Source organism: Ideonella sp., from assembly GCF_035254525.1.
GTDB lineage: Bacteria > Pseudomonadota > Gammaproteobacteria > Burkholderiales > Burkholderiaceae_C > Ideonella.
Genome location: NZ_DATFAN010000046.1, coordinates 1 through 11,115 on the forward strand (window position 1 = coordinate 1; position 11,115 = coordinate 11,115).

The 11,115-nt window shown below is 70.0% G+C and carries 8 protein-coding genes; 6 read left to right on the forward strand and 2 right to left on the reverse strand.

Translation table 11 applies throughout. The features are described 5' to 3' along the window. Positions 1 to 191: 191 nt before the first annotated feature. Complete coding sequence (gene purL / locus VJ693_RS04400; protein WP_324152250.1) at positions 192 to 4,208, reverse strand: phosphoribosylformylglycinamidine synthase; 4,017 nt, start codon at positions 4,206 to 4,208, stop codon at positions 192 to 194. A 95-nt stretch (positions 4,209 to 4,303) separates the two neighbouring features. On the opposite strand from purL, the gene map reads away from it, so the two are divergent. The 6 genes from map to VJ693_RS04430 all read left to right on the forward strand — a co-directional run bounded on the left by map (position 4,304) and on the right by VJ693_RS04430 (position 10,691). Continuing rightward, on the forward strand, positions 4,304 to 5,107 hold the full coding sequence (gene map, locus VJ693_RS04405; RefSeq protein ID WP_324152251.1) for a type I methionyl aminopeptidase: 804 nt from the start codon (positions 4,304 to 4,306) through the stop codon (positions 5,105 to 5,107). A 13-nt stretch (positions 5,108 to 5,120) separates the two neighbouring features. Continuing rightward, the gene (locus VJ693_RS04410) at positions 5,121 to 7,751 is read left to right on the forward strand and encodes a [protein-PII] uridylyltransferase (RefSeq protein WP_324152252.1); all 2,631 of its coding nucleotides are present in this window, start codon (positions 5,121 to 5,123) and stop codon (positions 7,749 to 7,751) included. Positions 7,752 to 7,812: 61 nt separating this feature from the next. Next, positions 7,813 to 8,904: a tRNA 2-selenouridine(34) synthase MnmH gene (mnmH, locus tag VJ693_RS04415; protein ID WP_324152253.1), complete on the forward strand. Its 1,092-nt coding sequence runs from the start codon at positions 7,813 to 7,815 to the stop codon at positions 8,902 to 8,904. 85 nt (positions 8,905 to 8,989) lie between these two features. Then, on the forward strand, positions 8,990 to 9,781 hold the full coding sequence (locus VJ693_RS04420) for a DUF2189 domain-containing protein (RefSeq protein ID WP_324152254.1): 792 nt from the start codon (positions 8,990 to 8,992) through the stop codon (positions 9,779 to 9,781). After that, entirely contained in the window at positions 9,781 to 9,999 is a 219-nt protein-coding gene (locus tag VJ693_RS04425) for a DUF2788 domain-containing protein (protein ID WP_324152255.1), read from the forward strand. The genes VJ693_RS04420 and VJ693_RS04425 overlap by 1 nt, the downstream gene beginning before the upstream one ends. Before the next feature lie 68 nt (positions 10,000 to 10,067). Continuing rightward, positions 10,068 to 10,691 carry a YitT family protein gene (locus tag VJ693_RS04430; RefSeq protein WP_324152256.1) on the forward strand — a complete coding sequence of 208 codons (624 nt, stop codon included), beginning with the start codon at positions 10,068 to 10,070 and terminating at the stop codon, positions 10,689 to 10,691. Positions 10,692 to 10,700: 9 nt separating this feature from the next. Here VJ693_RS04430 and VJ693_RS04435 read toward each other — a convergent pair. Beyond that, the coding region (locus tag VJ693_RS04435; protein ID WP_324152257.1) for a M3 family metallopeptidase at positions 10,701 to 11,115 on the reverse strand (415 nt) is incomplete at its 5' end.

The following is an 11,115-nucleotide window of genomic DNA, read 5'->3' on the forward strand; positions in this document are numbered from 1 at the left end:
CCGAGACCGTCAGCCGGGCGGCCGGCTCGGCCGCCGCGGCCGAACCCGACCCGCCCAGGCCGGCGACCGCCGATGCGCAAGCGGCCAGCGCCAGCTTGGCCCGGCGCCACCAATCGCGTTTGCTGTGATTCGCCATCGCTGCGTCTCCTTGGAAAGATCCCTGAAGCACACGCCGAGGCAGGGGGCAAACGTCAGGCCAGCCAGCGCCGCGCGTTGCGGAACATCCGCATCCAGGGGCTGTCGGCGGCGATGTCGCCGTTCGTCCAGCTCATCTGCACGTTGCGGAAGACGCGCTCGGCGTGCGGCATCAAGGCCGTGAAGCGCCCGTCGGCCGTCGTCACCGCGGTCAAGCCGCCCGGGCTGCCGTTCGGGTTGAACGGGTAGACCTCGGTGGCCGCGCCATGGCCATCGACGAAGCGCATGGCACGCCGGACCTTGGCCGCATCGCCGCGCTGCGAGAAATCGGCAAAGCCCTCGCCGTGCGCTACCGCGATCGGCAGGCGGCTGCCGGCCATGCCGGTGAAGAAGATCGACGGACTGTCCAGCACCTCGACCATCGCCAGCCGCGCCTCGTACTGCTCGCTGCGGTTGCGGGTGAACTTGGGCCAGGCCTCGGCGCCCGGGATGATGGGGCTCAGCGCCGCCAGCATCTGGCAGCCGTTGCACACGCCCAGCGCAAAGCTGTCGCTGCGGCCGAAGAAGGCGGCGAACTGCTCGGTCAGCACGGGGTTGAACATCACCGAGCGGGCCCAGCCCTCGCCGGCACCCAGCGTGTCGCCGTAAGAGAAGCCGCCGCAGGCGACGAAGCCCTGGAACTGGTCCAGCCGGGCCCGGCCGGCCTGCAGGTCGCTCATGTGCACGTCGAAGGTGTCGAAGCCGGCCTTGGCCATCGCGTAGCTCATCTCGACCTGGCTGTTCACGCCCTGCTCGCGCAGGATCGCGACCTTGGGCCGCGCACCGGTGGCGATGAAGGGTGCGGCCACGTCCTCGGCCGGGTCGAAGCTGGGTGCCACATGCAGGCCGGGGTCGTCGCCGCCGGCGGCTGCGTGTTCGCTGTCGGCGCCCGCCGGGTTGTCGCGCAGGCGGCTGATGCGCCAGCTGACCTCGTCCCAGGCCTGGTGCAGCTCGCGCAGCGGCGCGCTGAACTGGGCCTTGGCATCGCGCCAGACCTCGATGACCTGCTTGTCGTTGGTCTTGCCGACGACGTGGCTCAGCGCCGACAGGCCATGGGCGCGCAGCGTGGCCAGCACCGCGTCGCGGTCGGCGGACTGCACCTGCAGCAGCGCGCCGAGCTCTTCGTTGAACAGCGCCTTGAGCGTCAGTTCCTCGCGGCGGCCGCTGACCTGGGCGGCCCAGTTCTTCGAATCGCCCATCTCGGCGCGGCTGTCGTTGATGCCATCGCCCTCGGTGATCAGCATGTCGACGTTCAGGCTGACCCCGCGGTGCCCGGCGAAGGCCATTTCGCAGGCCGCCGCCCAGAGACCGCCGTCGGAGCGGTCGTGGTAGGCCAGCAGCTTGCCCTGGCCGCGCAGCTCGTTGACGGCAGCAACCAGTGCCCTCAAGCGCGCCGGGTCGTCGAGATCCGGCACGCTGTGGCCGAACTGCTGCAGCGTCTGCGCCAGGATCGAGCCGCCCATGCGGCCCTGGCCGGCACCCAGGTCGACCAGGATCAGCGTGGTGTCGCCGCCTTGCAGCTGCGGCGTCAGCGTGCCGCGCACGTCGTCCAGCGTGACGAAAGCGGTGACGATCAGCGAGACCGGGGCGACGACCTGCTTTTGCACGCCAGCGTCGTTCCAGCGGGTGCGCATCGACAGCGAATCCTTGCCGACCGGCACGCCGATGCCGAGTGCGGGGCACAGCTCCAGGCCGACCGCCTTGACCGTCTCGTACAGCGCGGCGTCTTCGCCCGGCTCGCCACAGGCGGCCATCCAGTTGCAGCTGAGCTTGACGTGCTCGAGCGTGATCGGCGCCGCCAGCAGGTTGGTGATGGCCTCGGCCACGGCCATGCGGCCGGAGGCCGGCGCGTCCAGCGCGGCCAGCGGCGTGCGCTCGCCCATGCTCATCGCCTCGCCGCGCAGGCCGGCGTAGTCGGACAGGGTGACCGCGCAATCGGCCACCGGCACCTGCCAGGGCCCGACCATCTGGTCGCGGTGGTTCAAGCCGCCGACTGTGCGGTCGCCGATGGTGACCAGGAAGCGCTTGCTGGCCACGGTGGGGTGGCGCAGCACGTCGAAGGCGGCCGTCTTCAACGCGACGCCGGTGAGGTTCAAGGGCGCCAGCGCGCGCGTCACGCGGGCCACGTCGCGCTGCATCTTGGGCGGCTTGCCCAGCAGCACGTCCATCGGCATGTCGATCACGCGCTCGCCGTTCGGCCCATCTTCGAGGATCAGCTCCTTGTCGTCGGTCGCCACGCCAACGACCGCGAACGGGCAGCGCTCGCGCTCACACATCTGCTCGAACAGCGGCAGCAGATCCGGGTTCACGGCCAGGACATAGCGCTCCTGGCTCTCGTTGCACCAGATCTCCTTGGGCGCCAGGCCGGTCTCTTCCAGCGGCACCTTGCGCATGTCGAAGCGCGCGCCCTTCTCGGCACCGTCGACCAGCTCGGGGAAGGCGTTGCTGATGCCGCCGGCGCCGACGTCGTGGATCGCGACGATCGGATTCGTCTCACCGAGTGCCCAGCAGTGGTTGATGACCTCCTGGGCCCGGCGCTGGATCTCGGGGTTGCCGCGCTGGACCGAATCGAAATCGAGCGCCGCGGTGTTGGTGCCGGCGGCCATCGAGCTGGCCGCGCCGCCGCCCATGCCGATGCGCATGCCGGGGCCGCCGAGCTGGATCAGCAGCGTGCCGGCGCCGAAGGGCAGCTTGTGGGTCTGGCCGTCGCTGATCATGCCGAGACCGCCGGCGATCATGATGGGCTTGTGGTAGCCGCGGCGGACAGCCTGCGCGCCCTCACCGACCGTCTGCTCCCAGACGCGGAAGTAGCCGCCCAGCGCCGGCCGGCCGAACTCGTTGTTGAAGGCCGCGCCGCCCAGCGGGCCCTCGGTCATGATCTGCAGCGGGCTGGCGATGTGCTCCGGCTTGCCATAGGCGTTCGCCTCCCAGGGCTCGTTCGTCCCGGGCAGGTTCAGGTTCGACACCGAGAAGCCGGTCAGCCCCGCCTTGGGCCGGGCGCCGCGGCCGGTGGCACCCTCGTCGCGGATCTCGCCGCCGGCACCGGTGGCGGCACCCGGGAACGGCGAGATCGCCGTCGGGTGGTTGTGCGTTTCCACCTTCATCAGCACGTGCACGGTCTCTTGCCGCGCGCCGTACTTCGGCGCGTTGGTGAAGCCCTCGGGCAGCCAGCGCTCGGCCGGGCCGCCCTGCATGACCGCCGCGTTGTCGCTGTAGGCAACGATGCTGCGCTGCGGGTTGGTCTTCTCGGTGTGGCGGATCATGCCGAACATCGACAGCGGCTGCTTCTCGCCGTCGATCGTGAACTCGGCGTTGAAGATCTTGTGCCGGCAGTGCTCGCTGTTGGCCTGCGCGAACATCATCAGCTCGACATCGCTCGGGTTGCGCTTCAGCCCGGTGAACGCGCTGACGAGGTAGTCGATCTCGTCGTCCGACAGCGCCAGGCCGAATTCGGTGTTGGCGGCCTCGAGCGCCGCGCGGCCGCGGCCCAGCACGTCCACATGGGCCAGCGGCTGGCCGGGCTGCTCGTCGAACAGGTGCTTCGCGGACTCGCGCTCGAAAGCCACGCTTTCGGTCATGCGGTCGTGCAGGACGGCCGCGCAGGCGGCGCGCTCGTCGGCCGACAGCGGTTTCGCCCCGCCCAGCATGCCCGACACGAGGCCAGTCTTCAGCGCCAGCCGGTATTCGGTGACCCGCTCGACGCGGTGGATGCCCAGCCCGCAGTTGTGGGCGATGTCGGTCGCCTTGCTGGCCCAGGGCGAGACGGTGCCCAGGCGCGGCATCACGACCACCAGTTCGCCCGAACCTGCATCGGCCGCCTCGGCCGGATCGCCGTAGCGCAGCAACGCGGCCAGCTTGTCCAGCGCCGAGGCATCCAGCGCGCCGTCGCTCCACACCCAGTGCACGAAACGCGCGCTGACACCGGTGACCCGGGGGCAGGCCGCCTGCAGCCGGGCCACGAGAGCCTGGGCGCGGAAGGCGGACAGGGCGTTGCCGCCCTCGAAATGCATCAGATGCTGGGGTGCTGAGGACATGGGGTGTGCGGGGGGTGGGAGATGCCGCCCTGGCGCGGCAGGGGCAAGCCCGTGGAAAACCCGTAATTCTAGGGGGCGATGGGATAATGCCGTGCATGACGATCACCCTGAAGTCCGCCGCAGACATCGAAGGCATGCGCGTGGCCGGCCGCCTGGCCTCTGAAGTTCTGGACATGCTCACCGAACACGTCAAGCCCGGCGTGAGCACCGAGCAGCTCGACAAGCTGGCCCACGACCACATCGTGCATGTCCAAGGCGGGGTGCCCGCGCCGCTGAACTATGCACCGCCGGGCTACACGCCCTATCCGAAGTCGATCTGCACGTCGATCAACCACCAGGTCTGCCACGGCATCCCGAACGACCGGCCGCTGAAGAACGGCGACATCGTCAACATCGACGTCACGGTCATCAAGGACGGTTGGCACGGCGACACCAGCCGCATGTTCATCGTCGGCGAAGGCTCGATCGCCGCCAAGCGCCTGTGCGCGATCACCTACGAAGCCATGTGGCGCGGCATCGTCAAGGTCAAGCCCGGCGTGCGCCTGGGCGACATCGGCCACGCGATCCAGACCTTCACCGAGAACCAGGGCTTCTCGGTCGTGCGCGAGTTCTGCGGCCACGGCATCGGCCAGAAGTTCCACGAAGAGCCCCAGGTGCTGCACTACGGCCGCCCGGGCACGCTGGAGGAGCTGGTGCCCGGCATGGTGTTCACGATCGAGCCGATGATCAACGCCGGCCGCCGCGAGATCAAGGAAACCGGCGACGGCTGGACCATCGTCACCAAGGACCGCTCCCTCTCGGCCCAGTGGGAGCACACCATCGTCGTCACCGAGACCGGCTACGAGGTGATGACGCTGTCGGCCGGCAGCCCGCCCCCGCCGGCTTTCGTGAACGCCTGAGCGGGCCCCGCTGATGGCGCCGCTGGACATCCCGGCCGCCAAGGCCGCCCACCCTGTGGCCACGCTGCGCGAGCGCTTTCGCGGCGGCAAGGCTGCGCTGATCGGGCACTTCCGCGATTCGCGGCCCACGATCACCAGCGTGGCGACGCTACTGCGCGCACTGGCCCGCCACGTCGACGCCACGCTCGTCGAGCTCTGGCAGTCCAGCGGCATGCCGGCCGGCGCTGCGCTGCTCGCGGTCGGCGGCTACGGGCGCGGCGAGTTGTTCCCGCACTCCGATGTCGACGTGCTGGTGCTGTTGCCGCCGAGCATGGTGCACACCGCCGACGACCCGGCCACGCATGCCACGCTGTCGGCCTTCATCACCGCCTGCTGGGACATTGGGCTCGAGATCGGTTCGTCGGTGCGCACGATCGAGGATTGCATCGCCGAGGCCCGCAAGGACGTGACCGTGCAGACCGCCCTGCTCGAAAGCCGCTTCCTGTGCGGCTCGCGGCGGCTGTTCAACGCCTTCCGGCACGCCAACACCGAGGCAATGGATGCCCGGGCCTTCCTGCGCGCCAAGACGCTGGAGATGCGCCAGCGCCACGTGAAGTACGAGGACACGCCGTACGCGCTGGAGCCCAACTGCAAGGAAAGCCCCGGCGGCCTGCGCGACCTGCAAGTCGTGATGTGGGTCGCTCGTGCCGCGGGCCTGGGCCGCACCTGGAGCGAGCTGGCGAACAGGGGCCTGATCACGCCCTTCGAGGTCAAGCAGCTGCAGCGCCACGAGGGGGCACTGAAGCTCATCCGCGCCCGGCTGCACATGGTGGCCGGCCGGCGCGAGGACCGTTTGGTGTTCGACCTGCAGACCGCCGTGGCCGACAGCTTCGGCTACGTGAGCGAGCGCGGCACCCGCGCCTCCGAGGTGCTGATGCACCGCTACTACTGGGCGGCCAAGGCGGTCACGCAGCTCAACCAGATCCTGATGCTCAACATCGAGGAGCGCGTCAACGGCACGGAAGCCGTGCCGATGCGGCCGATCAACGCGCGATTCCTCGACCGTGCCGGCATGCTGGAGGTGGCGCGCGACGACCTCTACACCGAGAACCCGCACGCGATCCTCGAGACCTTCCTCGTCTACCAGCAGACGCCGGGCATCAGGGGCCTGTCGGCACGCACGTTGCGCGCCTTGTACAACGCCCGCAACGTGATGGACAGCCGCTTCCGGCGCGACCCGGTCAACCGCGAGCTGTTCATGGACATCCTGCGCCAGCACGAGGGGCAGACGCATGCCTTCCGGCTGATGAACCAGACTTCGGTGCTGGGGCGCTACCTGTGGGTGTTCCGCCGCATCGTCGGCCGCATGCAGCACGACCTGTTCCACGTCTACACCGTGGACCAGCACATCCTGATGGTGCTGCGCAACGTGCGGCGCTTCTTCGTGCCCGAGCACGCCCACGAGTACCCGTTCTGCAGCCAGCTCGCCGCCGGCTGGGACAAGCCCTGGATCCTCTACATCGCCGCACTCTTCCACGACGTGGCCAAGGGCCGCGGCGGCGACCACAGCGAGCTCGGGGGCATCGAGGTGCGGCGCTTCTGCCGCGACCACGGCCTCGAGCCGGACGACGCGGAGCTCGCCGAGTTCCTGGTGCGGCACCACCTGACGATGAGCCATGTCGCGCAGAAGGAAGACCTGTCCGACCCCGAGGTGATCACCGCCTTCGCGCGCCGCATGGGCGATGCGCGCCACCTGACCGCGCTGTACCTGCTCACCGTGTCCGACATCCGCGGCACGGGCCCGAAGGTGTGGAACGCCTGGAAGGGCAAGCTGCTGGAAGACCTGTACCGACTGACCTTGCGCGCGCTGGGCGGCGGCTCGCCGAATGCGGACGCCGAGATCGAGGCGCGCAAGCAGGAGGCCCAACACATCCTCGCGCTGCACTCGGCCCTGCCTGGTACCGAGCAGCCGCTGTGGAAGACGCTGGACGTCAGCTACTTCGCCCGCCACGACGCGACCGAGATCGCCTGGCACGCGCGCTCGCTGTGGCGCCACATCGAGACCAAGGCCCCGGTCGTGCGCGCCCGCCCCTCGCCGGTCGGTGAAGGCCTGCAGGTGCTGGTCTTCTCACCCGACTGCCCCGATCTCTTCGCCCGGATCTGCGGCTATTTCGATTCGGCCGGCTTCTCGATCCAGGACGCGAAGATCCACACCTCGCGCGCCGGCTACGCGCTGGACACCTTCCAGGTCGTCAACCCGAACGCCGAGACCCAGGCGGCCACCGCCTACCGCGACATGATCTCGCTGGTCGAGACGCAGGCTGCGCAGGCCCTGGCCTCGACCGGCCCGCTGCCGGCGCCGAGCCGCGGCCGGGTCTCGCGCCGGGTCAAGAGCTTCCCGATCCAGCCGCGCGTCTCACTGCGGCCGGACGAAAAGGGCCAGCGCTGGGTGCTGTCGGTCAGCGCCAGCGACCGCTCGGGCCTGCTCTACGCGATCGCCCGCGTGCTCGGCCAACACCACATCAACCTGCAGCTCGCCAAGGTGTCCACGCTGGGCGAGCGGGTCGAGGACACCTTCCTCGTCAGCGGCTCGGCAATGCAAAGCCCGAAGATGCAGCTGCAGGTCGAGAGCGAGCTGCTGGACGCGATCGCGATGCCGACATGAGTTCGCGAGACGACCGCCGGGCCGCTCCCCCGGCCCACATCCCCCCGGGCGAGGGGCACCCATGAGCCTGACGATGACCACGGCCGCCGAAGCGATGGCGGCGGCCGGCGGCTACGACACCATCATCGACGTGCGTTCGCCGTCCGAGTTCGCCGAGGACCGGCTGCCCGGCGCGGTGAACTGGCCGGTGCTCGACGATGCCGAGCGCGCCGAGGTCGGCACGATCTACACCCAGGTCTCGACCTTCGAGGCGCGCAAGCGCGGCGCCGCGATCGTCTCGCGCAACATCGCCCGCATCATCGACGAGCAGGTCGCCGGCCACGCGCGCGAGTGGCGGCCGCTGGTCTACTGCTGGCGCGGCGGCCAGCGCTCGGGCAGCCTGGCGATCGTGCTGGCGCAGATCGGCTTTCGCACGCGCCAGCTCCAGGGCGGCTACAAGGCCTTTCGCGGCCTGGTGCGTGAGGAACTCGCCGCCCTGCCCCAGCGCATCGACTGGCGCGTGCTCGGCGGGCGCACCGGCAGCGGCAAGACACGGCTGCTGCACGCCCTGGCCGCCGAAGGCGCGCAGGTGCTGGACCTGGAAGGCCTGGCAGCGCACCGCGGCTCGGTGCTCGGCGGCCTGCCCGACCGGCCGCAGCCGAGCCAGAAGCACTTCGAGACGCTGGTCTGGCAGACACTGCGCGCCTTTGCACCCGATCGGCCGGTGTTCGTCGAAAGCGAAAGCCGGCGCATCGGCAAGCTGCAGCTGCCCGACGAGTTGCTGGACGCACTGCGCGGCTGCGCGCACCCGACGCTGGTCGAGCTCGGGCTCGAAGCGCGGGTGAAGCTGCTGTGCGAGGACTACGCCTTCTTCATCGACAACGTGGACGCGCTGTGCGAGCGCCTGCAGGCCCTGACCGAACTGCGCGGCAAGGCCTGCGTGGCGCGCTGGCAGGCGCAGGCGCGCGCCGGCGAGTGGGCCGTGCTGCTGGCCGAGCTGATGCAGCAGCACTACGACCCGCTGTACGACCACGCATTCAAGGCCGCCCACGATGAGCATGCACCACAGCCGCTGCAGCTGCCGGACGGCGAACCCGGCACGCTGGCCGCCGCCGCGCGGCAGCTCATTGGCGCACCCTTGGGCCTGCGGCCCTGTCCCTCCGAGAGGGAGTGAGCCCCTTCGGGCGGCCGGGCGGGGCTCACGACCGCCTGACCAACATCAAGACGAATTGACTTCGCGTCTGCAACCATCGCCGCCCATGCCGAACCGATTCACCGAACAAGCCCTGCGCGAGTCGCGTAGCTTCGGCATGCGCCGCATCCCGGCGCTGCGGCCGATCGGCTGGCTGGCGCGCGGTTGGAGTGACCTGATGCATTGCCCGCTGCCGGGCCTGCTGCACGGCCTGGCGCTGGCGGCTTTCGGCGGGCTGTTGTTCTGGCAGGCGCGGCACCAGTTCTGGTGGCTGGCCGGCGCGTTCTCGGGCTTCCTGCTGGTGGCGCCGGTGCTGGCCACCGGGCTGTACGCGGTCAGCCGCGCCCTCGAGCGCGGCGAGCCCGCGAACCTCGCCACCGCCATCCGCGCCTGGCAGCCCACCGACCACCGGATGATCGTCTTCGGCCTGCTGCTGGCCCTGGCCGGCACGGGCTGGGTGCTGACCTCGGCCGCGCTGATCACCAGCGCGCTGCCCGGCCAGGTGAACCGGCCGGCCGACTTCATCCGCCTCGTCGTGCTGGCCGACCGCGGCCTGTTGTTCGAGACCTGGCTCGTGCTCGGCGCGCTGATGGCAGCACCGGTGTTCGCCTCCAGCGTGATGGCGATGCCGATGCTGATGGACCGCCGCGTGGGCGTGCTCGCCGCCGTGTTCACCAGCTGGCGGGCCGTGATGGAACACCCGGCGCCGATGGCCCTGTGGGCCTTGCTGCTGATGGGTCTGACCGCCCTGGGCATGGCGACCGTGATGCTCGGCCTGGTCGTCGTGATGCCCTGGCTCGCCCATGCGAGCTGGCACGCCTACCGCGATCTGGTGAAGACGCCCGGGGAGCAGGGCTGATGTTCGGCTTCACCGAGGAGCAGATCGCCAACTTCGGGCTGACGGTGGGCGTCACCGCCTTCATGCTCTACATGGTGTTCATCATCTTCCAGCTCGCGCGCGAATCGAAAGCCGGCAAGTTCGGCACCTTCGTGCTCTTCCTGGGCCTGGGCGTCGGCCTGATCGGCTTCGCGGCCAAGGGCTTGATCAAGTACTTCATGGCGGGGATCGTGGAATGAGCCCGCCGGGCCGCCCCAAGGGCGAAATCCCCCCCCGGGGGGACGGCGTCAAGCGCCAAGGGGGTCGCATGAGCGACGTGACGTCGACGATGACACCCGTTTCCCGCCACTCGCTGTTCGACGATGCGCAGGCCCTGGTCACGGGTACGCTGTTCGTCGGCATCGGGCTGGCGATGTTCCGCCACGCCGGGCTGATGACCGGCGGCACGGTGGGCCTGGCCTTCCTGGCCCACTACGCCACCGGGGCCGCGTTCGGCCCCTTGTTCTTCGTGATCAACCTGCCCTTCTACGTGCTGGCCTGGAAGCGCATGGGCCGGCGCTTCACGCTCAAGACCATCGCCGCGGTGACGCTGCTGGCCTGGTTGTCGGAGGTGCTGCCAAACTGGTTCCGGCTGCAGCAGGTGGCCCCGTGGTTCGCCGCGATCGGCGGCGGGCTGCTGGTCGGCGCGGGCTTCATCATCCTGTTCCGTCACCGGGCCAGCCTGGGCGGCTTGAACGTGCTGGTGCTCTGGCTGCAGGAGCGTTTCGGCTGGCGCGCCGGTGTCGTGCAGATGGCCATCGATGCGGCGATCCTGCTCGCATCCTGGCCCTGGATCGACGCGCCGCGGCTGGCGCTGTCGGTGCTGGCCGCCGCGGCGATGAACTTCGCCCTGGCGGTCAACCACCGGCCGGGGCGCTACATGGCGTTCTGACGCGGGCCATCATCGCTTCGCAGCCTGCGCGTCCGGCGTGAAGCCGTTGGCGCGCAGCAGCGCCTCGACCTGCGGGTCCCGCCCACGAAAGCTGCGGAAGGCCTCGGCCGGATCGACCGAGTTGCCTACGCCCAGCACCGTCTTGCGGTAGCGCTCGGCAGTGGCCGCATCGAACGGGTCGCCCGCCTCGGTGAAGGCGTCGAACGCGTCGCGCGACAGCACCTCGGCCCACAGGTAGCCGTAGTAGCCGGCGGCGTAGCCCTCGCTGGCGAACACGTGGGCGAACTGCGGGATGCGGTGGCGCGCCACCACGGCCGGCGGCATGCCGAGTTCGTCGAGGGTGGCCTTCTCGAAGGCGTGCGGGTCGATCGGCGCGTCGCCCGGCTGCAGGTGCAGCTTCATGTCGAGCAGCGCCGATGCCAGG